This is a genomic window from Streptomyces sp. ICC4 (assembly GCF_003287915.1).
In the GTDB taxonomy this organism is placed as follows: Bacteria; Actinomycetota; Actinomycetes; order Streptomycetales; family Streptomycetaceae; genus Streptomyces; species Streptomyces tritrimontium.
Genome location: NZ_CP030286.1, coordinates 6,995,574 through 7,020,362 on the forward strand (window position 1 = coordinate 6,995,574; position 24,789 = coordinate 7,020,362).

Genomic DNA, 24,789 nt, shown 5'->3' on the forward strand with positions numbered 1-24,789 from the left:
CTCGCGTCCACTGTGTTAGTTCTGAAGCAACGAACCGTTGCTGGTTTCTAGAGCTAGAACATAACTACAAAGTGTGCTTGTTCGCTCGAAACCGATTAGGGTTTCGGTGGTCATAGCGTTAGGGAAACGCCCGGTTACATTCCGAACCCGGAAGCTAAGCCTTTCAGCGCCGATGGTACTGCAGGGGGGACCCTGTGGGAGAGTAGGACACCGCCGAACAATTTTTCAAAGGACCTCTGGTCCAGCGTTCAACGCTGGAGCAGGGGTCCTTTTTGTTTTTCCAGATCTTTACGCCGAAGCGCGGCCATGGGTTGGTTGCGCGAGAATGACTAGCGGTACCCCGAAGACAGGAGTCACACCCATGTCCAACTCTCCCGACGATCGTCCGGAGCGCGAGCCTCGGCGCAACGACGGCGGTGACAGGGGCGGCTACCGCGGGGGCCGTGACGACCGTGGCGGCGACCGTCCGCCGTTCCGTCGTGATGACCGTGGTGACCGGCCGACCGGTGGCGGCGGCGCCGGCGGCGGTTTCCGCCGTGACGACCGTGGCGGCCGTCCGACCGGCGCCGGTGCCGGCGGCGGCGGCTTCCGTGGTCGTGACGACCGCGGTGGCGACCGTCCCTCGTACCCGCGCCGTGACGACGACCGCGGTGGCCGTCCTTCGGGTGGTGGCGGCGGCGACCGTCCCTCCTTCCCGCGTCGCGATGACCGTGGCGGCGACCGTCCGTCCGGTGGTGGCTTCCGCGGCAACGACCGCGGTGACCGCCCCTCGGGTGGTGGCTTCCGTGGGAACGACCGTGGCGACCGTCCCACTGGTGGTGGCTTCCGCGGCAACGACCGCGGTGACCGCCCCTCGGGTGGTGGCTTCCGTGGGAACGACCGTGGCGACCGTCCCACTGGTGGTGGCTTCCGCGGCAACGACCGTGGCGACCGTCCGTCCTTCCCGCGTCGTGACGACCGTCCCTCCGGCGACCGTCCGAGCTACCCCCGTCGTGATGACGACCGCGGTGGCCGTCCTTCGGGTGGCGGCGGCGACCGTCCCTCCTTCCCGCGCCGTGACGACCGTGGCGGCGACCGCCCCACCGGTGGTGGCTTCCGTGGGAACGACCGCGGCGACCGTCCCACTGGTGGTGGCTTCCGCGGCAACGACCGTGGCGACCGTCCGTCCTTCCCGCGTCGCGATGACCGTCCCTCCGGCGACCGTCCGAGCTACCCCCGTCGTGATGACGACCGCGGTGGGTTCCGCGGCGGCCGTGACGACCGTGGCGGCGACCGTCCGTCCTACCCGCGTCGTGACGACCGTCCCTCCGGCGACCGTCCGACCGGTGGTGGCTTCCGTGGGAACGACCGCGGCGACCGTCCCACTGGTGGTGGCTTCCGCGGCAACGACCGTGGCGACCGCCCCTCGTACCCGCGCCGTGACGACGACCGCGGTGGCCGTCCCTCGGGTGGCGGCGGCGACCGTCCCTCCTTCCCGCGCCGTGACGACCGTGGCGGCGACCGCCCCACCGGTGGTGGCTTCCGCGGGAACGACCGTGGCGACCGTCCGAGCTACCCCCGTCGTGATGACGACCGCGGTGGGTTCCGCGGCGGTCGCGACGACCGTGGCGGCGACCGTCCGTCCTACCCGCGTCGTGACGACCGTCCCTCCGGCGACCGTCCCACCGGCGGCGGCTTCCGTGGCAACGACCGTGGCGACCGCCCCACCGGTGGTGGCTTCCGCGGCAACGACCGCGGCGACCGCCCCTCGTACCCGCGCCGTGACGACGACCGCGGTGGGGACCGTCCGTCCTACCCGCGTCGTGACGACCGCCCCTCCGGCGACCGTCCCTCCGGCGACCGTCCGACCGGTGGTGGCTTCCGCGGGAACGACCGTGGCGACCGTCCGAGCTACCCCCGTCGTGATGACGACCGCGGTGGGTTCCGCGGCGGTCGCGACGACCGTGGCGGCGACCGTCCGTCCTACCCGCGTCGCGATGACCGCGGCGGCGACCGCGGCGGTTTCCGCGGCCGTGACGACCGTGGTGGCGACCGTGACTTCCGCGCGGACCGGGACCCGGTCAAGCGGCTTCCGATCGACGACGACGTCACCGGCTTCGAGATCGACTCCGACGTTCGCCAGGAGCTGCTGAGCCTGCCGAAGGGTCTGGCCGAGGAAGTCTCCAAGAACCTGGTCATGGTGGCCCGGCTGATCGACGAGGACCCGGAGCAGGCGTACGCGTACTCGCGCATCGCCCTGCGTCTGGCCTCCCGTGTCGCCGCCGTGCGCGAGGCCGCCGGCTTCGCCGCGTACGCCACGCAGAAGTACGCCGAGGCGATCGCGGAGTTCCGCGCCGCCAAGCGGATGACCGGTTCGGTCGAGCTGTGGCCCGTCATCGCCGACTGCGAGCGCGGCCTCGGCCGTCCGGAGCGGGCGCTGGCCATGGCCGGCGAGCCCGAGGTGCAGAAGCTGGACAAGGCCGGCCAGGTCGAGATGCGTCTGGTCGCCGCCGGTGCCCGGCGCGACATGGACCAGCTCGACGCGGCCATCGTGACCCTGCAGAGCCCGGAGCTGGCCTCCAGCTCCGTGCAGCCGTGGACCGCGCGCCTGCGGTACGCCTACGCGGACGCCCTGCTGGCGGCCGGCCGTGAGGACGAGGCGCGCGAGTGGTTCGCCAAGACCCTCGAGGCCGACAAGGACGGGGCCACGGACGCCTCCGACCGGCTCGCCGAGCTGGACGGTGTCGAGTTCGTCGACGCCTCCGCCGACGACGAGGCCGAAGTCGAGGAAGACCTCGACATCGACGAGGACGACGAGGACTCGGACGACCCCGAGGTCCGCGCGGCGGAGCGTGCCACCGACCAGGCCGAGTACTACGACGAGGACGACGACGAGTACGAGGGCGACGCCGATGCCGACGCCACCGACGAGATCGTCGTCCTGGACGAGGACGAGGACGAGGACGACCGCGATGAGGACCAGGCCCGCGACAAGGCCTGAGTGAACTGAGAAGGGCGGTACCCCACCGGGGGTACCGCCCTTTTTCGTATCCACAGGTACGGCCGGCCGGCCCCGTCAGTCCAGGCTGCGCAGGACCAGGCCGGTGGCCGGTTTCGGACCGAAGGAGGTGGACTTGCGGGGCATCGTCACGCCCTGGCGGGCCAACTCGCGGACGATCGCCTCCCGTACGGGATGCAGCAGGACGGCCGTGCCGCCGTTGCGCTCGGCCATCTCGACGGTGGCCTCGGTGTCGTGGATGTACGTGATCTGGTCGGGGGTGTCGGGGATGTCCCAGAGGGTGTCCAGCAGGGTCGCGTGGAGCACGGTGGCGTCCAGCCGGCGCCAGGCCTCCGGGCGGTCGTGGCGGACCGTGCGCTCGATGAGTGCCGGGTCGGGATCGGTGACCAGGTGGAAGGTGCCGTCGCCGGCCAGGAGGAAGGCGTTGCCTCGCTCGGCGGCGTCGTCCAGGGCCTCCATCGCCAGCGGCAGCGGGCCGTCGACCGCGCGGACCCGGAAGTGGCCGTTCAGGGAGGCCAGGGCCTCAGCGAGCGGCAGGCGGCGGAGCATCCGGTGGATGGCGCGGACCTGGAGCGGATAGCGGGCCGTGTCCACGAGCAGGACCAGGCCGAAATCCCATGCGGTGGGGGAGCCGTGCTCCTCCTGGAGGTGCAGGTACGTCGCCCAGCGGTGGTGCCCGTCGGCGATCAGGGCCTGGCGCCGGCCCAGGTCGGCGGTGATCGCCGCCAGGTCGGCGGGGTCGGTGACGGCCCACAGCCGGTGCCGGAAGCCGTCCTCCGTGGTGGTGGCGAACAGCGGGGCGCTCCGCGAGGTGCGCTCGACGACCGACGCCGCGCCCGCCGCCGGATCGTCGCCGAGGTAGGTGAGGAGGAGCGGCTCGAGGTTGGCCGAGGTGGCCCGCATCAGGCCGGCCCGGTCGGTGACCACGTGGGGCATGACGTCCTCGTGGGGCAGGACGATGCCGGCGTCGGCGGCGGACAGGGCGAGGGCGCCGATGATGCCGCGCTGCAGCAGACCGCCCTTGCGCTGCTCGTAGACGTAGAGCGCGGGCTCCGGGTCGGCGCTGAGGATGCCCTCGGCGAGCCAGTCGCGCAGGGTGTGCGCCGCCTGCAGGTTGCGCGCGTCGGGGGTGTCGGCCTGCGGAAGGATCAGGCGGACGATGTTGTGCGGGTCGGCGGACTCGAGGTGGTTGAGTCCGTCGGGGCGCACGACCACGTCGTACGGCGGCGAGGTGACGGCGGCCAGGCTGCCGACACGCTCGGGGACATAGCGCAGGCCATGGAACGGGATCAGGCGCAGTCCGTGGTCCGCGGTGCCAGATGTGGTCATTGGTGAATCGTAAGACCCGTCTCGCGATGCGGGATGATCGGGGGGAGTACGGAAACCGGACAAGATCGATCCCCTCCCAGCCGCCGCTGGGAGGGGCCCCAGGAGGAGCGGACACCATGACCCGGCAGACCCGGCAGAGCAGGACCAGTCCCGCGGGCAGTGCGCGGAATCTGCACCAGGCGTACGACACGGCCCTGCTGGACCTCGACGGGGTGGTGTACGCGGGCGGCGAGGCCATCGCGCACGCCGTGGAGTCGCTCGCCGCGGCGCGGGCCGACGGGATGCACCTGGCGTACGTCACGAACAACGCGCTGCGCACCCCGGACGCGGTCGCGGAACACCTGGGTGAGCTGGGGATCCCCACGGAGGCGGCCGAGGTGATCACCTCCGCGCAGGCGGTGGCCCGCCTGATCGCCGAACAGGTGGAGCCGGGCTCCAAGGTGCTGGTGATCGGCGGCGAGGGGCTGCGGGTCGCGCTGCGCGAGCGCGGGCTGGTGCCGGTGGAGTCCGCCGAGGAGGAGGGGCTCGCGGCCGTGGTCCAGGGGTACGGCGGCCCCGACCTGCCGTGGGGGCGGTTCGCGGAGGCCTCGTACGCGATCAACCGCGGGGTGCCGTGGTACGCCTCGAACACCGACCTGACGATTCCGGGGGCGCGGGGGATCGCGCCGGGCAACGGGGCCGCGGTGGAGGTCGTACGGATCGCCACGGGCGCCGAACCGCAGGTGGCGGGCAAGCCGCTGCCCCCGATGCACCGCGAGACGGTGCTGCGGACCGGGGCGAAGCGGCCGCTGGTGGTCGGGGACCGGCTGGACACCGACATCGAGGGTGCCTTCAACGGGGAGGTGGACTCGCTGCTCGTGCTGACCGGGGTCACCGACGGGGCGCAACTGCTGCGGGCCGAGCCGAAGTACCGGCCGACGTACGTGGACCGGGACCTGCGGGGCATGCTGACGGGGCAGCCGGAGGTGGTGGCGGCCGACGGCGGCGGCTTCGGCTGCGGGCGCTGGACCGCGGTCGCGGTGGACGGCGTACTGGAGCTGCGCGGCGAGGACGTCAACGCGGACGGGGAGAGTGACGCGATCGACGGGGGCGACGCGATCGACGGGCTGCGGGCGCTGTGCGCGGCGGCCTGGACGCACGCCGGCGAGGGGTCGTGCGGGCTGGACGCGGGGAAGGCGCTGGCCAGGCTGGGGCTGTAAGGGCTGCCGGAGCCGGGGCGGAGGCCGCGCCGAGGGCCGCGCGGAGAGCCGCTTGGAGGGCCGCTCCGAGGGCCGCTCGGAGGTCGTTCGGGGGCCGAGCGGGGGCCGAGTGAGAGTCAGGGTAGGCTAACCTAACCTTCGTGTTGATCGAGATTCCCCCTGATCAGAGCGCGCCGTCGGCCGCCGCCCCCCGCCCGCGCCACGGCGCGAGAGCCGCCGGCCTGCTGGCCGCCTTCGGCGTGCTCGCGCTGATCGCGGTGGCGAGCATCGCCGTCGGCGCCAAGCAGATGCCCCTCCACGAGGTCTGGCACGGCCTGTTCCACTACTCGGGGACGGCCTCGGACGTCGTGGTGCGGGACCTGCGGGTCCCGCGCACCCTCCTCGGCGTGCTCGTCGGCCTCGGCCTCGGCCTGTCCGGCGCCGTGATGCAGGCGCTGACCCGCAACCCGCTGGCGGAGCCCGGCCTCCTCGGCGTCAACGCGGGGGCCGCGGCCGCCGTCGTATCGGCCATCAGCTTCTTCGGCGCCGACTCGCTGAGCGAGTTCGTGTGGTGGGCCTTCCTCGGCGCCGCCGTCGTCTCCGTCGTCGTGTACGTGCTCGGCGGCAGCCGCAGCGCCACCCCCGTGCGCCTCGCGCTCGCCGGTACGGCGGCCGGCGCGGCCCTCGTCGGCTACGTCAACGCCGTGCAGCTGATGGACAGCAAGGCACTGGACAAGCTCCGCTTCTGGACGGTCGGCTCGCTGGCCTCCGCCACCATGGAGACCGTCCAGCAGGTGGCGCCCTTCCTGGTGGTCGGGGCCGTGCTCGCGCTCACGCTGGGCCGGCCGCTCAACGCCATGGCGATGGGCGACGACACCGCGCGGGCGCTCGGCGCGAACCTGACGCGGACCCGGATCGGCGCGATGACCGCCATCACCCTGCTCTGCGGGGCCGCGACCGCCGCCTGCGGGCCGATCGCCTTCGTGGGCCTGATGATCCCGCACCTCGTACGGGTGTTCACCGGACCGGACATGCGCTGGGTGCTCGCGTACTCCGCCGTGCTCTCGCCCGTGCTGCTGCTCGGCGCCGACGTCATCGGCCGGGTCGTCACCCGGCCCGCCGAACTCCAGGTCGGCATCGTCACCGCCCTCATCGGCGGACCCGTCTTCATCCACCTCGTCCGGCGCAAGAGGATGGCCCAGCTGTGACAGTGACCGACGCACCCGTCGAGGCGCGCAGCGGCCGGACGGGCCGGACGGGCCGCACCGGGCCCCGGCCGCTGCACCTGCCGGGCGGGATCTCGCTGCGGGTGGAGCGGCGGGCGCTGGGCGTGGGCGCGCTCCTCCTGGTGCTCGCGCTGGCGACCGCCGTCCTGCTCATCGGGACCGGCGACTTCGACATCGCCCCCTGGGACGTCGTACAGACCCTGCTGGGCAACGGGACGCCCGCCCACGCGTTCATCATCAACGACCTGCGGCTGCCGCGGGTCGTGGTCGCCGTCCTGGTGGGCGCGGCCCTCGGCATGTCCGGCGCCGTCTTCCAGTCGGTCTCGCGCAATCCGCTCGGATCGCCGGACGTACTCGGCTTCGGCTACGGATCAGCCGTCGGCGCGGTGCTCGTCATCGTGCTCTTCCACGGCGGCGCCGGCGAGGTGGCCGTCGGGGCCCTGGTGGGCGGGCTGGCGGCCGGGATCGCCGTGTACCTGCTCGCGTACAAGCAGGGCATCCACGGCTACCGGCTGGTCCTCGTCGGCATCGGCACCTCCGCGATGCTGATCGCCGTCATCCAGTACCTGCTGACGAAGGCGCAGCTCGTCGAGGCCACCCGTGCGATGGTCTGGCTGACCGGCTCGCTGGCCGGCCGGGACTGGTCCCAGGTCTGGCCGCTGCTCGCGACCTGCGCGGTGCTGTTCCCGCTGGTCCTCGGCCAGAGCCGGGCGCTGCGGATGATCGAGATGGGCGACGACGCCGCGTACGCCGTCGGGGTGCGGGTGGAGCGGACCCGGCTGCTCCTGATGGTGGCGGCGATCCTGCTCACCACCGCGGCCGGCGCCGCGGCCGGGCCGATCAACTTCGTCGCGCTCGCCGCGCCGCAGCTCGCGCGCCGGCTGACCCGCTCGCCCGGGGCGAGCCTGCTGACCGGCGCGCTGATGGGCGCACTCCTGCTGCTGGTGTCCGACTGGGCCTCGCAACGGGCCTTCGGCGCCGACCAGCTGCCGGTGGGGGTGGTGACGGGCCTGGTCGGCGGCGTCTACCTGCTCTGGCTGCTCGTCACCGAGCGCAAGGCGGGCCGCATATGAGGGACCGGAGGACCATGGGCAACCAGAGGAGCAGGCAAGTGCAGCGGCTGACCGCGGAGAACGTGACCCTCGGCTACGACCGGCGGGTCATCGCCGAGAACCTGTCGGTGGAGGTCCCGGACAACTCCTTCACCGTGATCGTCGGGCCCAACGCCTGCGGCAAGTCCACCCTGCTGCGCGCCCTGTCGCGGATGCTGAAGCCCTCGCAGGGGCGGGTGCTGCTGGACGGGCAGGCCATCGGGTCGATGCCGGCGAAGAAGGTCGCCAAGACGCTGGGCCTGCTGCCGCAGTCCTCGATCGCACCCGACGGGATCACGGTCAGCGACCTGGTGTCGCGCGGCCGCTACCCGCACCAGGGGCTGCTGCGGCAGTGGTCGGAGCAGGACGAGCGGATCGTGAACGAGTCGATGGCCTCGACCGGGGTCGCCGAGCTCGCCGACCGGGCCGTGGACGAGCTCTCGGGCGGGCAGCGCCAGCGGGTGTGGATCGCGATGGCGCTGGCGCAGCAGACCCCGCTGCTGCTGCTGGACGAGCCGACGACCTACCTCGACATCCAGCACCAGCTCGACGTGCTGGACCTGTGCGCGGAGCTCCACGAGGAGCAGGGGCGGACGCTGGTCGCGGTGCTGCACGATCTGAACCACGCGGCCCGGTACGCGACCCACCTGATCGCGATGCGGGACGGGAGGGTCGTCACGGAGGGGCCGCCGGCGGAGGTGGTCACGGCGGAGCTGGTGGAGCGGGTGTTCGGGCTGCGGTGCCAGGTCATCGCCGACCCGGAGACGGGGACGCCGCTGGTGGTTCCCGCCGCGCGGGCGGCGCGGGCGGCCCGGGCGCGGGTGGTGGCTCACGCCGAGTAGCCGGTGCGGGACGTCTCCCGGGGCTGGGTTCGGCGGGCCGGAGGCGGCGATCGCTACAGGAGGCTTTTGAGCTTCAGGAGGTCGCGGAAGCCCGCCTCCAGGCGGATGCGGCCGCAGGCCCAGGCCTTGGCGAACTTGAGCTCGCCCGCCACCAGCGCGACCAGGTCGTCGCCGGTCATGGCGAGCCGGATCGCGGCCTTGGCGGGCGGCGGCCCCGGGGCCACCGCGTCCACCCGGATCCGGCCTCCGTCGAGGCGGCCCGCGAACGTCCGGTCCAGGTCGGTGATGTGGCAGCTCAGCGAGCGGTCGAGCGCGGTCGCACCGCGCACGTCGCCTTCGGCCCGCGCCAGGTTGTCGGAGAGTTGGTCGAGTGCCGCACGGCACTCCTCGATCGTAGCCATCGTGATCACGACCGTACCGCAGAGCCGTGCGTGGTCGCGGCGCGCTACGGGGTAGCGTCGGGGGCATGAGCGACGAAGTGCCCGACGCCCCGCAGGATCCGCCCGCGCCGCCCGCGGAGGCCGCGCCGGCCGCGCTGGGCGTCGTACGCACGGCCACCGGGCACGCCGGGGTGGACGCGGGGCTGGAGCGGCTGGCGGACGCGGACCACCTCCCGGCGGACGGACACCTCGAGGTGTACGAGGATGTGCACAGGGGGCTGCGCTCCGCGCTGACCGCGCTGGACGCGCCCACCGGCCCCCGTCGTGACGAAAACAGGAGCTGAACCGAACGTGGCAGGAGTGGCACGCCGCCGCCTGGACGCCGAACTGGTACGCCGCAGCATGGCCCGCTCGCGCGAGCACGCCGCGCAGCTGATCGCCGCCGGCCGGGTCACGGTGGGCGGCAGTACGGCGACGAAGGCGGCCACCCAGGTCGAGACCAGCGCGGCCCTCGTCGTGCTCAAGGACGACGACGACCCCGACTACGTCTCCCGGGGCGGCCACAAACTGGCGGGCGCCCTCGCGGCCTTCCAACCGCAGGGGCTGCTCGTCGAGGGCCGCCGGGCGCTGGACGCGGGCGCGTCGACCGGGGGCTTCACCGACGTGCTGCTGCGCGCGGGGGTCACCCACGTGATGGCCGTCGACGTCGGCTACGGGCAGCTCGCCTGGTCGCTGCAGAGCGACGACCGGGTCACCGTCAAGGACCGTACGAACGTGCGCGAGCTGACCGTCGAGCAGCTCGACGGGGTTCCCGTCGACCTGGTCGTCGGCGACCTGTCCTTCATCTCGATCGGCCTGGTGCTGCCGGCGCTCGTACGCTGCTGCGCGCCGGACGCGGACCTGGTGCTGATGGTCAAGCCGCAGTTCGAGGTGGGCAAGGACCGCCTCGGCAGCGGCGGCGTGGTGCGCAGTACGGAGCTGCGGGCGCAGGCCGTGCGGGACGTCGCGGCGCAGGCCTGGAAGCTGGGCCTGGGCGTGGTCGGGGTGACGGCGAGCCCGCTCCCGGGCCCCTCGGGCAACGTCGAGTATTTTCTGTGGCTGCGGGCGGGGGCACCGGCACTCGACCCGGCGGATGTTGACCGTGCAGTGGCGGAGGGGCCGCAATGAGCAGTATGTCGGGGGAATCGGCGCAGTCGGGGGAAGCGGCACCGTCCGGGGCTGTTTGTTATACACGTCCGACGCTGCCGGACAAGTACTCCGTGGTGTTCGGGTTGGGGGGAGTGTGCTCGAAGCACTCTCGGACAGCAGCGTACCCAGTCGTCCTGTGGCCGACGCCATCATCACGTCGCAGACCGCCGAGATCACACGGATGAACACCTTCCTCGGCAAGAACTGACCCGCCCAACCCCAGGGGCGGGCGGGCCGCCCGGCCTGACCCGCCCCCGGCTTTTGTCCCTGGCCCCAGGCACGGTTGTGGCCGTCGCCTGGCCGGCCCGGGCGGCAGGCAGCACGGCGACCACTAGGCAACCGACCGGACCACCAGCCCCGGCCCGAGCCGAACCAGGCCGGAGCCGCGAGACGCACGGCGTTCAGGCACCGGCCTTCCCTTCGAGCAGCCGCTAGTTCGGCATCCGTGCGGCTCGGGGGTGCGTTTCGTACATGCGGAGTGCGACGAGCAGGCCCGAGGCGGCGGTGAGTGCGGCAACCGCCCAGACCGCCGCGGTCAGCCCGTAGGCGTCGGCGAGGATCCCGGCGAGAAGCGCGCCCACGGCGAAGCCGCCGTCGCGCCAGAGCCGGTAGACGCCGACCGCACGGGCGCGCCAGGCGGGGTGGGCGACGTCTCCGATCACGGCGAGGAGGGTCGGGTAGACCATGGCGGTGCCGAGGCCCAGGAGGGCCTGGGCGGCGGCCCAGATGCCGAAGGTGGTGCCGGCGGCGACGAGTCCGATGGCGACGGCCTGGAGCAGCATGCCCGTGGTGATGAGGTGTTTGCGGCCGATGCGGTCGGACCACCAGCCGGTGAGCAGTTGGCCTGCGCCCCAGACCGCCGGGTAGATGGCGGCGAGTGCGCCGATCTGGCCGATGGACAGGCCGTGGGCGGCGAAGAGCAGGGGGAAGATGCCCCAGGCGAGGGCGTCGTTGAGGTTGTTGACCATGCCGGCCTGGCTGGCGGAGGACAGGGCTCTGTCGGTGAAGCTGGTGCGCCGGGCGATCTGCCCGGTGCTCAACTGGGTTGCGGCCAGGTCTTGTACGGGGTGGAGTGCGGCTTCGGCGCGGGCGTGGTCGCGCGTCTCGCGGACGGCGAGGACGGAGAGGCCGAGGCCCAGGGCGGCGTAGGCGGCGCCGAGCAGGAACGGTTCCGGGCGCAGGCCGGCGTGGGCGGCGATGGCGCCGGTGGCCATCGCGGTGGCGGCGACGGCGACGTATCCGGCTGCCTCGTTGAGGCCCATGGCCAGGCCGCGGCGGTCGGGCCCGGCGAGGTCGATCTTCATGATGACCGTGGTGGACCAGGCCAGTCCCTGGGAGGCGCCGAGCAGGACGTTGGCGGCGACGATCCAGCCCCAGGACGGCCCCCAGGCCAGCATCGCCGGGACGGGCAGGGCGAGGAGCCAGCCGGCGATCAGGACGGGCTTGCGGCCGTAACGGTCGGAGAGGGTGCCGGCGAAGAAGTTCGTGACGGCCTTGGTGGCCCCGAAGGCCAGGATGAAGGTCAGACCGGCCGTGGCGGAGTCCAGGCCGAAGACCTGGACGGCCAACGGCGAGAGGATGGTGCGCTCTTGGCCGAGCATGCCGCCGACCAGCGCGTTCACGGCGACGAGCAGGGTGAACTGGGCAAGGTTGGCGCGCAGTCCGAGCGCTGTGCCGCCCTTGGGGCGAGGGGTGACCGAGGCGGTCACACGCCCTCCTGAAGGGAGCGGCCGGTTGCCTCGGCCCAGCCGGTGGGGCCTCCGTCGAGAACCGCGAGATTCTGATGGCCGGCGCGCTGGAGCAGGCTGGCGGCGGTCATGGCGCGCTCGCCGTGGCCGCATGCCACCACCAGATCGTTCGGGGTTACGTCGGCGTGAGCGGTAAGGGCGCCGAGTTCGATGTGGATCGCGCCCTGAATGTGGCCTGCGATGTGCTCGGCACGCTGCCGCACGTCAAGGACCGGCCGGTTGTCGATGCGGTCGGCGCTGACGAGAGGGAGGGTCTGCTGGTCGCCGCCCGCGGCGGTCCAGGCGTCCATGCCTCCGTCGAGATGTCCGGCCAGCCGTTCGTAGCCGATCTTCAAAGCCTGCCAGGTGATCTCCGAGAGGTCTTGGCCCGGTGCGGTGACGAAGGCGATCGGGGCGTCGTCGGGCAGCAGCCAGCCCAGCCAGGTCGCGAACTGGTCCCGCAGCGGGATGGAGATCGCGCCGGAGATGTGGCCGGCGGCGAAGGCTGTCACCGGGCGTACGTCGACGAGGTGTCCGCCGCCGCCGAGCAGGGTTCGCACCTCCCCGGCGCTGAGGGCTGCGAGCCCGGGGGTGGCGCCGAGTACGGCGGGCCCGCGTCGGTTCCGCTCGCCCAGCCGGTCGAAGTACGCGGGGTAGGTCCCGAGGCTGGCGAGCAGTTCCCGTACGAAGGTGTCCTCGTCGGGAGCGGCGAGAAGCGGGTTGGCCTGCTTCTGGGCGCCGATGGTGGTGGTGCGCTCGGCGCCGGGTGGGGCCGAGCAGAAGGATCCGGCCCCGTGGGTGGGCCATACGGCCACTGCGTCCGGCAGTTCGGCCAGCCGCTTCAGCGAGTGGTACTGGGCGCGGGCGAGCTCGGCGGCGCGTTCGGCCCCCAGCAGGTCGGTGCGGGCGGCCGAGCCGACGATCAGGGATCCGCCGGTGAACACGCCCAGCTCGCGGGCGCCGTCCAGGAGGAGGAAGGACAGGTGCTCGTCCGTGTGCCCGGGCGTGGCCAGCGCCCGCAGGGTCAGCCCGCCCAGGTCGGTCTCGTCGCCGTCGCCGAGGGGGGTGTGCGGGAACTCCCGGCCCCCGGCGGCGGAGGCCAGTACGGTCGCGCCGGCGTCGGCGGCGAGCTGCACGGCTCCGGAGAGGAAGTCGGCGTGCAGGTGGGTGTCGGCGGCGAAGGCCACCGTCAGACCGCGGTGGCCCGCGGCCTTGCGCAGAGCCCGCAGGTCCCGGCTCGCGTCCACGGCCAGGGCCCGGCCGCCACCGAGGTCTACGAGGTAGGCGCTATTGCCCAGCCCCTCGTCGACCAGCGGCATCAGATGATCGTCAGCGAAGCCCATGAGGTCCTCCAAGTGTCACGGTAGGGGCTGAGTGGTCACAGCGCCCTACCCATGGATACAATATTCCATGGATTACTGGAGGATGCCATGGGAGACGTGACGCGGAAGTCCGCGCTGTACGACGCCTTCGCCCACACGGGCAAGGCACTGAGCAGCGGCAAGCGCCTGGAACTGCTCGATCTGCTCGCACAGAGCGAGCGCACGGTCGATGCGCTCGCCAAGGCGGCGGGGCTGAACCTGACCACCGCCTCCGCCCACCTGCAGACGCTCAAGCAGGCCGGACTGGTGTCCACCCGGCGGGAGGGCGTGCGCATCCACTACCGGCTGTCCGGGGACGACGTCGCCGCCCTGTACGCCCTGCTGCGCAAGGTCGCCCAGACCCACCAGGCGGGTGTGGAAACCGCGCGCACCGCCTACCTCGGCAATGACCAGCCGGAAGAAGTCGGGCGCGATGACCTGCTCGCCCGCGCGCAGGCGGGCGAGGTCCTCGTGCTGGATGTCCGCCCCGCCTCGGAGTACGACGCCGGGCACATCCCCGGCGCCCTCTCCATCCCGGTCGAGGAGCTCGCCGAGCGCATCGCCGAGCTACCGGCCGACACCGAGGTCGTCGCCTACTGCCGCGGTGAGTACTGCGTCATGGCCTACGAAGCCGTACGCCTGCTCAACGCCAACGGCCGCCGCGCCGTCCGGCTGACCGACGGCATGCTCGAGTGGCGGCTCGCGGAGCTGCCCGTGGCCACCGGAGCCGCCGCGTGATCCCGACCCACACCGGCCTCGACGGCGGCCCGATCTACCTGGACTACAACGCCACCACCCCCGTCGATCCCCGGGTGGCCGAGGCCGTGCAGCCCTACCTGGCAGCGCGGTTCGGCAATCCCTCCAGCGGACACGCGTACGGCGCCAGGCCCAAGCAGGCACTCGCACGGGCCCGGCGGCAGGTCGCCACCCTCATCGGTGCCAGTGCCGACGAGATCGTGTTCACCGGCTCCGGCTCGGAAGCCGACAACCTCGCCATCCGTGGCGCCGTCCTCGCCTCCAAGACCGGCCGACCGCACGTCATCACCCAGATCACCGAGCACCCCGCGGTACTGGAAACCTGCCGCGCGCTGGAGCGCCTGCACGGCGCCGAAGTGACGTACCTGCCCGTCGACCACCACGGCCTCGTGGATCCCGCGGACCTGACGGCCGCGTTGACCCCGCACACCGTGCTCGTCTCGGTCATGGCCGCGAACAACGAGACCGGCTCCCTCCAGCCCGTCGCCCAGCTGGCCCGTATCACCCACGCCCACGGCGCACTCTTCCACTGCGACGCCGCCCAGGCCGCGGGCAAGATCCCCCTGAACGTGAGCGAGTTGGGCGTCGACCTGATGACGGTCGTCGGCCACAAGATGTACGCGCCGAAGGGAATCGCCGCTCTGTTCGTGCGCAGCGGAGTCGCCCTCGAACCCCTCGTCTACGGCGGTGGCCAGGAGAGCGGCCTGCGCGCCGGCACCGAGAACGTCGCCCTCGCCGTTGCGCTTGGCACCGCCGCCCAACTCGCGGCCGAGGATCTGACCGACGGCGCTCGCCACCGCATCGCCGCGATGCGCGACCGCCTCCACGACCGGCTGGCCGACGGCCTGCCCGGCCGGGTCCGGCTCAACGGCCCCTCCGGAGGTCGCCTTCCGAACACGCTGAACATCAGCATCGAGGGCGTACGAGGCCACGAGCTGCTGGACGCCGTCCCGGAGATCGCCGCCTCCACCGGCTCGGCCTGCCACAGCGGCGACCACCGGCCCTCCCCCGTCCTCAGCGCCATGGGCCTCGACCCGGCCCGCGGCCTCTCGGCGCTCCGGCTGTCCCTCGGCCGCTGGACCACGACCGACGACATCGACCGGGCCATCGGGCTGCTGACCGCCGCCGTGCAGAAGCCACCCGCAATTCGGGCTTGACCTTCGAGTCGGGTCGAAGGTTTACCGTCGGGTCATGGACACCTTCCGCATCTCGCAGCTGGCCGAACGCTCCGGCGTTCCGGCCACCACGCTGAGGTTCTACGAGTCCGCCGGGCTGCTGCCCGCCGAGCGTACGGCGGCCGGCTACCGCGTGTACGACGAGCAGTCGCTGGAGCGGCTGACCTTCATCTCCTCGGCCAAGCTCCTCGGGCTGCCGCTGGAGGAGATCCGCGAGCTGCTCGGCGTGTGGGAGCAGGGCGCGTGCTCGGCGGTGCGGGCGCGGATGCTGCCCTTGGTCGCCGATCGCATCGCCGATGCGGACCGGCGCCTCGCCGAGCTGTCGGCGTTCTCCACGCGTCTGACGGGAGTCCACGAGCAGCTGTCCGGTCCGGCCCCGGCCGGCACGTGCGGGCCGGACTGCGGCTGCGTGAGCCCTGCGGGGCCCGGCCCGGTGCCGGTGGAGCTGTCATTGACCCGCCCCGAGCCCCGGAGGAGCGCGGACGAGGCGTGGCGGGAAGCTCCGGTCGCCTGCACGTTGGACAGCACCGAGCTGAGCGAGCGGACCGAGCAGTGGCAGAGCCTGGCAGACCGGGCCCGCAGCCGAGCGGAGATCCCGGACGGGCTGCGGCTGACCTTCCCGGCCACGCCAGAGCTGGCGTCCGAGATCGCCGCGCTGTCCGCCGCCGAGCAGGGCTGCTGCGCGTTCTTCGACTTCACCCTGCACCTGACCCCCTCTGAGCTGGCCCTGACCGTGCGGGCCCCCGAGGCCGCCGGATCCCTGCTCACCGATCTGTTCGGAGTGACGGCATGACCCCCACACAGCATCCTTCCCGCCCCTGGGTCGCCGCCGGTACGGGCGCCCTCGCCGTGGCCGCATGCGCGGCATGCTGCATCGGCCCGCTGCTCGCCTTGCTGGGTGGCATCGGCGCTGCCTCCGCGATCGGCGCGGTGTGGATGCCCGCCCTGGCCGTGGTGACGGTCGCGGCCCTGGCGGGCGTGGTGTGGATGCTGCGCCGCCGACGCGCAACGGCCTGTGGGACGGGCCACACCACGGCCGACCTGGGGATGCCCACGGTCAGGCCCGCAGCCGGCGTCCGGACCGAGTCGGCCCCTCGCTGACCTCGTCCGGGAGAATGAGCGGGCCGGTCGGCGTCGTCGTCGCAGACCGCGGTACAGCTGAGGGAGCAACACGGTGTCGCAGGAATCGCAGGGTCTGGTCGAGCGGATGGAGGACCACCAGGTCGCCGTCTACCTCGGGGCGATGGCCGTCGGCGCCGCCCTCGGCTGGGCGGCCCCTGCGGTCGGCCCCGGGCTGGAACACGCCATCAACCCCGTCCTGGGCGCCCTGTTGTACGTCACCTTCCTCCAGGTCCCCGCCGCCGAACTGGTCCGCTCGCTGCGTGACGGCCGGTTCCTGTCGGCCACCCTGGTGGTGAACTTCCTCGTCGTACCGCTCGTCGTCGCCGTGATGTTCGCGTTCCTGCCGGCCGACCAGGCCATCCGCCTCGGCGTGCTCCTGGTCCTGCTGTGCCCCTGCGTCGACTACGTCATCGTCTTCAGCGGGCTGGCGGGAGGCAGCAACCGCCGCCTGCTGGCCGCCACCCCGCTGCTGCTGGTCGCACAGATGGTGCTGCTGCCGGGCTTCCTCTTCCTCTTCATGGGTTCGGACCTGGCCGACATCGTCGAGATCGGCCCGTTCGTCGAAGCCTTCCTCTTCCTGATCGTGATTCCGCTGGCTCTGGCGTGGGCCACACAGGCATGGGCCGCCCGGCGCCCCTCCGGTCGGAGGGTGTCCGACGCCGCGACCATGACGATGGTCCCGCTGATGGCCGCCACGCTCTTGGTGGTCGTCGCCTCCCAGGTCCCGAAGCTCGGCGGCCGGCTCTCGGACGTGGCGGCCGTCGTCCCCTTCTACGTGGTCTTCCTGGTCGTCATGGCCTTCGCGGGCAAGGTGGTGGCCCGACTGTTCCGCCTGGACGCCCCCGCCTCCCGGGCGGTCGTCTTCACCGGGGCGACCCGTAACTCCCTGGTCGTTCTTCCCCTGGCACTGGCCCTGCCGGACGAACTGGCGGTCGCTGCGGTCGTCGTCGTCACCCAGACCCTGGTCGAGGTTCTCGGCATGGTCGCCTACGTCCGCCTGGTGCCCCGCCTCGTCCCCGAGGACAAGGCACCGGCCATCGTCTGAGCAGGACGGCGTCTGCGGTGCTGCGGACGATTTCCGCCGCCTACTACCGGCGGGCCCAGCCGGGATCTCCCACCGGCCGGGCCCCTCCGGCACGTTCGCGTACCCGACAGTCGCCTGGCCGTGCGGTGTAGTCTCCCGCCGCCTGAACCGCCGCGACGAGAGCCGCCGTGTCCACGCCCGCGTCTGTCTCCAGGAGCACGATGCTGCGTCCGGCGCGCACGTCGGTGCGGGCCGAGCGGACGCCTGGGAGTTCTTCCAGCTCGTCGTCGATGAGCAGCCCGCAGCTGCCGCAGCGCATGCCCTCGATGAGGAGGGTCACCTGCGTGCCATCACGCCCGGTCTTGTCCCTGCGGCTGAACAGCTTCACTGGAGGTCCTTCTTGAAGTCGATGGCGCCGGTCTGCATGCCCATGGCGCAGGAGAAGCGGAGCGTGCCGGGCTTGCGGGTGCCCAGGTCGATCTCGGTGTCGCCGTCGCGTTTGACGATCTCCTGCACACCGAGTTCGGGGATGGTGAAGGCACGGGCGCAACCGCCCGAGTCCTTTCCGTGCAGGACCAGCGTGGTGGGTACGCCGGCTCTCGCGGTGAACTGCGTGGGGACGTAGAAGTCCGTGACGGTCAGGGTGACGATCTGCTTCCCGGAGGCGTCGATGCTGACCGGAGCAAGGTCCACTCCCGTCTGTCCCGCTCCGGGGTCGTACAGGGGATCGTTCTCTTCAACGCCCTCGACGATGAACGGCCCGCTCGCGGCTGTGGTCTTTCCCGGCGTACGGAAGGAGACCCAGCCCCCGGCCTGGAGCGCGGACGCCATGGTCCACACGGCGACGACCAACACCACCACACCGGTGAGCGCCGCCAGACGGCCGGACAGCGCCTGGCTGCTGCGCCGGAACAGGTACCCGAGCACGGCGAACAACGGCGAGGTGCCGAGCACGAACCCGGCCATCACCGCCGCCCCCGCCACCGCCGAGCCGGATGTGATGGCCAGCAGTTCCATGGACAGCGTGACCCCGCACGGCACCAGCACGGTGGCGAAGCCGATCAGTGCGGGAGTGACGGCCGAGTCGGTCTTCGTGCTGCGGCGCATCAGGCGCCCGAAGGATGCCGGAGGCCGGGGTACCAGCCGCCCCACCCCTTTGACGCCGAAGAGGTCCAGGGCGAACAGCACCATCAGCAGTCCGGCAGCCAGCATCAGCACCGCCTGGACGCGAGGGCTGGGCTGCAACGCGCTGCCGAAGATGCCCAGCAGGACGCCGAGCAGAGTGTGGGACAGCAGCTTTCCGACGAGGAAGGCACCGACCGGGGCCAGGGGCGTGGCTGTCTCCGAGGCGGGGAGAGAGTTTCGGGGTGTCTTACGGACGGACGTCGGGGCGGGAGCGCGGCGGCGGGTCACCGCGCCGGCCAGCAAGCCCCCTTGAATGGCGGCGCACGAGGCACCACCGGCGAGCAGCCCGGTGCTCGCACCGGTGATCAGCAAAGCGACGGACGACGGCATGCGTCGTTACTCCAGTTCTGCGACGACGGCACGCACACACGGAAAGCCGGGCGTGCCGAGGCGGACGTGAGGAACGCGGCGTCCCGTAAGGCAGTTGCCTCACGGGCGGCGACCCGTCACGTCCGTGACACGCACAACCGGTGGAGATCAGGCGGGGCCGCTGTCCCCGGCGGAGCATTGGGCTCGGCTCCCAGGAGAGCGGGGTCGCAGCTCGGCACGGGCAGCGCGCCCGTGGGCTCCGGGCCGACCGGGCCTTCCTGAGCGAGGACAGCCCGAGGAGTCGCACAGTGCTGCGCAGTCGTCGGGCAGCTCGGGCTGTGGTCCGGCGTTCCCACGGCGGGCGGGCCGGCAGTGTGCCCTCCGACAGCGGCGGTCACACCCATGTCCATCGACGCCGGCATTGCCATGGCCATCGCGGGACGTGCCAGCCCTGCCAGGCAGAGCAGAAGCGCACACACCAGGAGCGCTCCGGACCACGTCCGAAGCGGCAGCAGTAGGCGTCGCGACATGCGCGCCATGCTAGGACATGGTCGGCAACCCGCTTCGCAGCGCCCGTCGGTGCACAGGCACGAGGTGCGCGATCCTGGGGTCATGGACATCGAGGTCGTGGTCGTACCGGACTGCCCCCACGAGCAGCCCGCCGTCGAACTGATGCGTCGGGCACTCGACGACATGGGGCTGCACGACGTCCGGTTCGGCACGCGTGTGATCAGCGACCACCACGAAGCCGAACGAGCCGCGTTCACCGGATCGCCCACCTTTCTGCTGGACGGCCGCGACCCCTTCGCCGAGCCCGGAGGCGCCCCCGGTCTGGCCTGCCGGATCTACCGCACGCCGAGCGGCCTCGCGGGCCTGCCGACGCCCGGTCAACTACGCCAAGCCCTCGAAGCCGCCGCCGGCGACGAACCGGGCCCCTAACCGGCGGCCCCACCCTTGGCACCCAACCGGACTGTTGCGCCAAGCGCCAGGCAGGAAGCCAGAGCAGCGAGTGCGGCAAGGCCCGCGAAGAGCTGTGGGTAGCCGCCGAGCGGGGCGGCGAGCGCCGCTCCGGCCCAGGGGGCAAGTGCAGCTGCGATGTGGGCCGGTGCGCCGAGGAGGGCGGAGAGGCGGCCGTAGTGGGCGGTGCCCCAGCGGTCGGTGACGGCGGTGGCCTGGAGGAGGGTGAGGTTGCCGCGGACGACTCCGGCCAGGACCGCCAGCAGTACCAGTAGGGGTACGGGGCCGGATACGAACGCGAGCGCGGCCGTGGTCGCGCCACCGAGGGCGATCAGGGTGAACGTGCGGGTGGTGACGGAGGTACGGGCCGACAGGCTCGCGTACAGGGTCCGGCCAAGGGTCTGGCCGGCTCCACCAAGGCCCAGGGCCCAGGCGGCCGTGGTGGCGGGGACCCCGCGCTCGGTGAGCAGCGGGATCAAGCCCATGACGACGGCGTACATGGAGAAGCCGGAGAGGGTGAAGGCCGCCGCCAGGAAGAGGAAGGGGCGGCTGCGGGCCGTGGGTCGCCGAGGCCGGGTCCAGCGGGAGAAGTGCGGGCAGCGCGGGTACCGTGCCGGCGCCGGAGGCGATGTGGAGCGTGCGGCCCCGGGTGGCGGAGGCCGCGAAGAAGAGAACGGCGCCCGCCGAAAGGACGCCGATGAGGTTGCGGAACAGCCCGATGGTGTGCGCGTAACCCGGGTCGCGGGCCATGGCGTACGGGACGACGTCGGGCAGGTTCAGGGTCATCGCGGCGGGGGCGGTGGCGACCGCGAGCCACAGGCCCCGCTGGTGCGGGGGCGTTCGACGCCTCACGGTCGACCCTCAGTTCTCCGCTCCCGCCCCCGTCCCCGCGCGGGCGACCGCACCGCAGCTCGCGGCCACCGGCGCCGGTTCGCACGGCGCCGCGGCGGCTCTCGCCTCGGCCCTGGTCCTGGGCGGCGCCATTCTGTACCGCAGGTCCCGTATCGCCTGACGGCAATACCGGTAATCAGAAGAAATATCGGCCGGAGAGTCCCTTGTCGGATTCTCCGGCCGTTGCCGTGTTCGGTTCCGCGTTTCCGCAACGGCGGGGAATCGTTAGCCAGGACGAAAGCGGCATGCCGGTCGCCGCTGACACCCTTGTCCACGAAAGAAGAGGATTTTCGATAATGAAGCTCTCGAAGGTAGCCGCCGCGGTCGTCGGGTCCGTCGCCGCCCTCGGCGCCGCCACTCCCGCCTTCGCCACCGAGGCTCCGGCCGTCCCCATGAGCCTGACGAGCGGGCTCACGGAGACCCTGGGCGCCGTGAACCCGGTCTCGGAGGCGCTCCCGCAGACGGTGGGCAACGGGCTGGCCGAACAGGGCGAGAGCGTCCAGAAGGTCATGACCACCGTGCAGAAGGTCAACGAGGTCCGCAACGGTGCGCCGGGCGAGGTCATGAAGCTGGCGAACGGGGCCACCCAGGCCTCGCCGCTGCTCGGCGGGGTGAAGCTCAACGGCGGCGCCAACTGACGGGTCCGACCCGCTCTCCCGCCGACACGACTGTGGGCGCCACCGGCAGAGCCGGGGCGCCCACAGTCGGTTTGGTGCGTACGACGTCAGTCGTTGACGCAGGTGTTGCCGAACGCCGGGTTCAGCGCACCGATCACGTTGACGGAGTTGCCGCAGACGTTGATCGGGACGTGGACCGGGACCTGAGCCAGGTTGCCCGAGAGGACACCGGGGGAACCCACGGCCGCGCCCTCGGCCGACGAGTCGGCCATAGCGGAGCCGGCGGCACCGGCCGCGGCGAGACCAGCGGTGGCCAGGACCAGGGCGGCCTTCTTGGCAGTGTTCATGGGAAGTGCACCTTCTCTTCGATGTTCTGCCCCGATTTCGAGGCTCACATCGAGCGAAACGGTCCAGCATCCCAGACGACACGGTTCCGCACGCGATCAGACCTGTTCAGCCCAATGGTCGTCACCGCGTGCGGGTCCGGATCGCCTACGGGAGGAAGTCCGCGAGGTCGGGGACCGTGTCGAGCGGCGGCAGCGCCGGCGTGGCCGGTACGCCGGGTACTGCGGGTACTGCGGGTACCGCGGGCACTCCCGGTACGGCGGGCACCGCTCCCGCGGGTGGGACCGCGGGAGCGGAGACCGGGAGGTCGGGGATCGGGATGTCCGGAATCGCGGGGATCTCCGGAATCGCCGGGAGCGGCAGGTTCGGGATCGCCGGGATCTCGGGCATGGCCGGGAGCGCGGGCAGCTTGATCTCGGGGATCTTGACCCCCGGCAGCAGGGTGCCCAGGCTCTTCGTCAGGTCCGCCAGGATCTTGGAGACGGAGGCGAGCAGGTCGTCGAGCGGACCCGCCGCCGCCACCCTCTCCTCGATCCGCTCCCGGGCGGCCGCCACGCGGGACTCGGCGGCACCGGCACCTTCGGCGGCGCCCGCGGGGGCAGCCGCGCCGGCGAGTATGACAACCGTCAGGGCCGTGGGGACGAGGACGCGGATGCGGAAGCGGGAGGCGTTGGTGTGGTGCATGAGTGTTTCCTTCTGGTGGTCGAACGAAAGCGGACCCGAGCGATCCGCTCCCTTACCCACCGTGCGAAGGCGTTCGACGGAGCGCAACAGGAACATCGGCCCCCGCACCCCCGGTGCGGGCTGCGTACGGGCTTCGCGCACGCGTCCGGGGGCGGCTCACCCCACCCGGGGAAAACCCGCCCGCGGACAGGCCGTTTGAGTGAAGCAGCGGAACCAACCCTCTGTGCGGGCAGTTGATCAGGGCGCTCCACTAGCGGGCACTCGTGCGACAAAAGGATCAAGATGCTCAAGAAGATCATGACTGCTGCCGCGGTCACCGCCGCCGCCGTCGGCGCGGGCGCTGCTGTTGCGGCCCCGGCCATGGCCATCGGCAACGACAACGGGATCAACACCGTCAACGGAAACGGTGCCCAGCAGATCTACGGCAACCAGAAGACGCACGGCGACATGAGCCCGCAGCTCGGCGTCGTCCAGGGCACCCTGAACAAGCCCTGCATCGGCCTGCCCGTCAAGGTCAACGCCCAGTCGCTGATCGCCCTGGTCAACGTCGGTGTCCAGGACATCAACGTCCTGTCCAACCCGCAGAACCAGCAGTGCACCGAGAACTCCACCCAGGCCAAGGGCGACGAGCCGCTCTCGCACATCCTCAGCAACATCCCGGTCCTGTCTGGCAACGGCTCCGTCGGCAGCTGATCTCCGCTCCCGCATTGCGGTCCGGGCGCCCGGCGCCCGTGGAGCGATGAACGAGGGCCCCGGCAGCTTCCAGCTGCTGGGGCCCTCGTGTGCGCTCCGGCCCGCTCAGCCGGTCCAGAAGTCCCACCAGCGGGTCAGGATCAGCATCCCGATCACGCCGGTGTGCAGGACGGGCGGGGCCCAGCCGAACTCGGCGAAGAAGCTCCGCACGGGGGCGGGCGCGGGGAGGATGCCCGTACGCACGGTGTACGCGGTGACCGCCCAGAACATCACGAGGGTGGCCACCCAGGTGAGGCAGCACCACAGGCAGAGCGCGTTGATCTCGTAGAGCGACTGGACCATGAGCCAGGAGCAGAATCCGACGCCGAAGAGCATTCCCGCGTCGAGTCCCAGCCAGAACCAGCCCCGGTGGCGGGCGCCGGCCAGCAGGCCCGCGCCGACGCACACGACCGCCCCGTAGGCGACCAGCCCCAGCATCGGGTTCGGGAAGCCGAAGGCCGCCGCCTGCTCGCTCTTCATCACGCTGCCGCAGGAGACGACCGGGTTCAGACTGCAGGCGGGCTTGAAGTTCGGGTTCTCCAGCAGCAGGAACTTGTCGAGGGTGATGACCCAGGCGGCCAGCACTCCCGCGGCCCCGGTGAGCACCAGCAGCCAGCCGAGCGCGCGGGGGGCGGCGGGCGGCTTTGCGTCGTCGTGGTTGCGCGGATGCCCTTGCTGGCGGGGCACGCCCACGGTATTCGTTGCCATACGGCTCATCGTCCCGCCTCCGCATCCCAAATCCGGACCAACCATGCTCATGGGCAAGGAGGTTGACCTGAAGGGGTGGCGGGAACCCCCGATGCTTCCCGGACGTTTTACCGAACCCCGGACGTGATGTCAGACCCAGGGGCTACGTTGAGCGTCCGCGAAGTGACAAGCTGCGACGGCCTGGAGACCCACCTTGAGCGATCCGTACGAGACAACCGAGGCGCACCTCGAGCGACTCCTGGGCCGCGCCCTCAACTCCTTCGACCTGCCCGACCGCTTGGTCGAGCGCCTGCGCACGGCACTCGCCCACAGTTCTTCGCTCTTCACCACCCGCCACGGTCCGGCGTCGGGCAGGTGGCGGGAGACCCGCCGGCACACCTACCTGCTGGCCGACGGCGGGTCGGTGGCCCTGTGGGAGCTGGCGCACCGCGGGGAGGACGACCTCTCCATACGCCACGAGGTCTTCGCCAGCAGGGCGGAGACCTGCCTCGCGGTGGCCCGGCTGTTCGGCGAGACCCCCTCGCAAGTGGCCCGGGACCTCACGGAGGCGACGGCCGAGGAGGAGCCCGCGAGCGACATCGCCGTGCTGAGCGCGCTGTTCTCGAACCCGACCCCGGCCCAGCGGCACCGCGACTACACGGTGGAGGACTCCGCGGACCACGCCCGCCGCGTACTGCGCCGCGCGGAGAACCCGGACCGGCCGGGCGAGAGCGTGTCGCTGCTGCTGCGCTCGGCGTACGCGCACCAGATCACGCAGGCGTTCGGCACCCGGCAGTGCCTGTCGGACGGGCGCAACGCCGGTTTCAGCCTGTACGAGCACGCGTTCGTCCTGCTGGACGGGAGCGAGCTCAGCCTGTGGGAGGTCGAGCACACGGCCACGCCGGACGGGCGGCACATGTGCGAGGTGTACGAGACGGAGACGGCCGCGCGCGGAGCCATGGAGCTCCGCGGGCGGGTCAGGTGA

26 protein-coding genes, 1 rRNA gene and 2 pseudogenes are annotated in these 24,789 nt (G+C 72.0%); 19 read left to right on the plus strand and 10 right to left on the minus strand.

Annotated features, from left to right (window positions below; genetic code table 11):
• Positions 1-102: 102 nt before the first annotated feature.
• The 3 genes and pseudogenes from rrf to DRB89_RS32825 all read left to right on the plus strand — a co-directional run bounded on the left by rrf (position 103) and on the right by DRB89_RS32825 (position 2,980).
• A 5S ribosomal RNA gene (rrf, locus tag DRB89_RS32815) occupies positions 103-219 on the plus strand.
• A gap of 106 nt (positions 220-325) precedes the next feature.
• Positions 326-1,777 (plus strand): annotated as a pseudogene (locus DRB89_RS43305) (hypothetical protein); the annotation flags it as partial.
• A gap of 351 nt (positions 1,778-2,128) precedes the next feature.
• Positions 2,129-2,980, plus strand: coding sequence for a tetratricopeptide repeat protein (locus DRB89_RS32825; protein ID WP_204358034.1), 852 nt, complete (start codon positions 2,129-2,131; stop codon positions 2,978-2,980).
• Between the two features lie 75 nt (positions 2,981-3,055).
• Here DRB89_RS32825 and DRB89_RS32830 read toward each other — a convergent pair whose 3' ends face one another.
• On the minus strand, positions 3,056-4,327 hold the full coding sequence (locus DRB89_RS32830) for a DUF1015 domain-containing protein (RefSeq protein WP_204357736.1): 1,272 nt from the start codon (positions 4,325-4,327) through the stop codon (positions 3,056-3,058).
• Positions 4,328-4,443: 116 nt separating this feature from the next.
• Between DRB89_RS32830 and DRB89_RS32835 the strand changes: the two genes are divergently transcribed.
• From DRB89_RS32835 to DRB89_RS32850, 4 genes are all read left to right on the plus strand, one after another.
• On the plus strand, positions 4,444-5,526 hold the full coding sequence (locus DRB89_RS32835; RefSeq protein WP_112449006.1) for an HAD-IIA family hydrolase: 1,083 nt from the start codon (positions 4,444-4,446) through the stop codon (positions 5,524-5,526).
• Between the two features lie 140 nt (positions 5,527-5,666).
• On the plus strand, positions 5,667-6,713 hold the full coding sequence (locus tag DRB89_RS32840) for an iron chelate uptake ABC transporter family permease subunit (RefSeq protein WP_204357737.1): 1,047 nt from the start codon (positions 5,667-5,669) through the stop codon (positions 6,711-6,713).
• A gap of 71 nt (positions 6,714-6,784) precedes the next feature.
• Positions 6,785-7,804, plus strand: coding sequence for an iron chelate uptake ABC transporter family permease subunit (locus DRB89_RS32845; RefSeq protein ID WP_239516896.1), 1,020 nt, complete (start codon positions 6,785-6,787; stop codon positions 7,802-7,804).
• Positions 7,801-8,664 carry an ABC transporter ATP-binding protein gene (locus DRB89_RS32850; RefSeq protein WP_204357738.1) on the plus strand — a complete coding sequence of 288 codons (864 nt, stop codon included), beginning with the start codon at positions 7,801-7,803 and terminating at the stop codon, positions 8,662-8,664. The genes DRB89_RS32845 and DRB89_RS32850 overlap by 4 nt, the downstream gene beginning before the upstream one ends.
• Positions 8,665-8,717: 53 nt before the next feature.
• Here DRB89_RS32850 and DRB89_RS32855 read toward each other — a convergent pair whose 3' ends face one another.
• Entirely contained in the window at positions 8,718-9,065 is a 348-nt protein-coding gene (locus DRB89_RS32855) for a sterol-binding protein (protein WP_112453451.1), read from the minus strand.
• Positions 9,066-9,130: 65 nt separating this feature from the next.
• Here DRB89_RS32855 and DRB89_RS32860 point away from each other — a divergent pair, with 65 nt between their 5' ends.
• The 3 genes from DRB89_RS32860 (at position 9,131) to DRB89_RS45180 (ending at position 10,440) form a co-directional block, all read left to right on the plus strand.
• Positions 9,131-9,388: a hypothetical protein gene (locus DRB89_RS32860; RefSeq protein ID WP_112449010.1), complete on the plus strand. Its 258-nt coding sequence runs from the start codon at positions 9,131-9,133 to the stop codon at positions 9,386-9,388.
• 7 nt (positions 9,389-9,395) lie between these two features.
• On the plus strand, positions 9,396-10,211 hold the full coding sequence (locus tag DRB89_RS32865; protein ID WP_112449011.1) for a TlyA family RNA methyltransferase: 816 nt from the start codon (positions 9,396-9,398) through the stop codon (positions 10,209-10,211).
• A gap of 115 nt (positions 10,212-10,326) precedes the next feature.
• Positions 10,327-10,440, plus strand: coding sequence for a DUF305 domain-containing protein (locus DRB89_RS45180; protein ID WP_239516446.1), 114 nt, complete (start codon positions 10,327-10,329; stop codon positions 10,438-10,440).
• A 223-nt stretch (positions 10,441-10,663) separates the two neighbouring features.
• On the opposite strand, the gene DRB89_RS32870 is transcribed toward DRB89_RS45180, so the two are convergent.
• Together DRB89_RS32870 and DRB89_RS32875 are read right to left on the minus strand one after the other, a co-directional pair.
• Positions 10,664-11,941: an MFS transporter gene (locus DRB89_RS32870; protein WP_112448782.1), complete on the minus strand. Its 1,278-nt coding sequence runs from the start codon at positions 11,939-11,941 to the stop codon at positions 10,664-10,666.
• Entirely contained in the window at positions 11,938-13,302 is a 1,365-nt protein-coding gene (locus tag DRB89_RS32875) for an MBL fold metallo-hydrolase (protein ID WP_112448783.1), read from the minus strand. The genes DRB89_RS32870 and DRB89_RS32875 overlap by 4 nt, the downstream gene beginning before the upstream one ends.
• Before the next feature lie 87 nt (positions 13,303-13,389).
• Here DRB89_RS32875 and DRB89_RS32880 point away from each other — a divergent pair, with 87 nt between their 5' ends.
• The 5 genes from DRB89_RS32880 (at position 13,390) to DRB89_RS32900 (ending at position 17,418) form a co-directional block, all read left to right on the plus strand.
• Positions 13,390-14,058 (plus strand): metalloregulator ArsR/SmtB family transcription factor, encoded by a 669-nt coding sequence (locus tag DRB89_RS32880; protein ID WP_112448784.1) that lies wholly within the window; start codon positions 13,390-13,392, stop codon positions 14,056-14,058.
• Positions 14,055-15,233: a cysteine desulfurase family protein gene (locus DRB89_RS32885; protein ID WP_204357719.1), complete on the plus strand. Its 1,179-nt coding sequence runs from the start codon at positions 14,055-14,057 to the stop codon at positions 15,231-15,233. The genes DRB89_RS32880 and DRB89_RS32885 overlap by 4 nt, the downstream gene beginning before the upstream one ends.
• Positions 15,234-15,267: 34 nt before the next feature.
• On the plus strand, positions 15,268-16,044 hold the full coding sequence (locus tag DRB89_RS32890; RefSeq protein ID WP_112448785.1) for a MerR family transcriptional regulator: 777 nt from the start codon (positions 15,268-15,270) through the stop codon (positions 16,042-16,044).
• Positions 16,041-16,352, plus strand: a complete 312-nt coding sequence (locus DRB89_RS32895; RefSeq protein ID WP_239516447.1) for a hypothetical protein — start codon at positions 16,041-16,043, stop codon at positions 16,350-16,352. The genes DRB89_RS32890 and DRB89_RS32895 overlap by 4 nt, the downstream gene beginning before the upstream one ends.
• Before the next feature lie 73 nt (positions 16,353-16,425).
• Positions 16,426-17,418 carry a bile acid:sodium symporter gene (locus tag DRB89_RS32900; protein WP_112448786.1) on the plus strand — a complete coding sequence of 331 codons (993 nt, stop codon included), beginning with the start codon at positions 16,426-16,428 and terminating at the stop codon, positions 17,416-17,418.
• A 43-nt stretch (positions 17,419-17,461) separates the two neighbouring features.
• On the opposite strand, the gene DRB89_RS32905 is transcribed toward DRB89_RS32900, so the two are convergent.
• Both DRB89_RS32905 and DRB89_RS32910 read right to left on the minus strand, forming a co-directional pair.
• Positions 17,462-17,785 (minus strand): cation transporter, encoded by a 324-nt coding sequence (locus DRB89_RS32905; RefSeq protein WP_112448787.1) that lies wholly within the window; start codon positions 17,783-17,785, stop codon positions 17,462-17,464.
• On the minus strand, positions 17,782-18,912 hold the full coding sequence (locus tag DRB89_RS32910; protein WP_112448788.1) for a sulfite exporter TauE/SafE family protein: 1,131 nt from the start codon (positions 18,910-18,912) through the stop codon (positions 17,782-17,784). The genes DRB89_RS32905 and DRB89_RS32910 overlap by 4 nt, the downstream gene beginning before the upstream one ends.
• Positions 18,913-19,503: 591 nt before the next feature.
• Between DRB89_RS32910 and DRB89_RS32915 the strand changes: the two genes are divergently transcribed.
• Positions 19,504-19,830, plus strand: a complete 327-nt coding sequence (locus tag DRB89_RS32915) for a hypothetical protein (RefSeq protein ID WP_112448789.1) — start codon at positions 19,504-19,506, stop codon at positions 19,828-19,830.
• Here the strand turns inward: DRB89_RS32915 and DRB89_RS32920 are convergent.
• Positions 19,827-20,405 (minus strand): annotated as a pseudogene (locus DRB89_RS32920) (MFS transporter); the annotation flags it as partial. The gene DRB89_RS32915 and the pseudogene DRB89_RS32920 sit on opposite strands and share 4 nt — an antisense overlap.
• A 630-nt stretch (positions 20,406-21,035) precedes the next feature.
• Here DRB89_RS32920 and DRB89_RS32930 point away from each other — a divergent pair.
• A complete protein-coding gene (locus DRB89_RS32930) occupies positions 21,036-21,377 on the plus strand; it encodes a hypothetical protein (RefSeq protein ID WP_112450816.1) in 342 nt (113 codons plus the stop codon).
• 86 nt (positions 21,378-21,463) lie between these two features.
• On the opposite strand, the gene DRB89_RS32935 is transcribed toward DRB89_RS32930, so the two are convergent.
• Together DRB89_RS32935 and DRB89_RS32940 are read right to left on the minus strand one after the other, a co-directional pair.
• Positions 21,464-21,703, minus strand: a complete 240-nt coding sequence (locus tag DRB89_RS32935) for a chaplin (RefSeq protein WP_112450817.1) — start codon at positions 21,701-21,703, stop codon at positions 21,464-21,466.
• 145 nt (positions 21,704-21,848) lie between these two features.
• Positions 21,849-22,385, minus strand: coding sequence for a hypothetical protein (locus DRB89_RS32940; protein ID WP_112450818.1), 537 nt, complete (start codon positions 22,383-22,385; stop codon positions 21,849-21,851).
• A 282-nt stretch (positions 22,386-22,667) separates the two neighbouring features.
• On the opposite strand from DRB89_RS32940, the gene DRB89_RS32945 reads away from it, so the two are divergent.
• Positions 22,668-23,078, plus strand: coding sequence for a rodlin (locus DRB89_RS32945; protein WP_112450819.1), 411 nt, complete (start codon positions 22,668-22,670; stop codon positions 23,076-23,078).
• A gap of 105 nt (positions 23,079-23,183) precedes the next feature.
• On the opposite strand, the gene DRB89_RS32950 is transcribed toward DRB89_RS32945, so the two are convergent.
• Entirely contained in the window at positions 23,184-23,825 is a 642-nt protein-coding gene (locus DRB89_RS32950) for a vitamin K epoxide reductase family protein (protein WP_112450820.1), read from the minus strand.
• Positions 23,826-24,018: 193 nt separating this feature from the next.
• Here DRB89_RS32950 and DRB89_RS32955 point away from each other — a divergent pair, with 193 nt between their 5' ends.
• Positions 24,019-24,789, plus strand: a complete 771-nt coding sequence (locus DRB89_RS32955; protein WP_112450821.1) for a DUF6227 family protein — start codon at positions 24,019-24,021, stop codon at positions 24,787-24,789.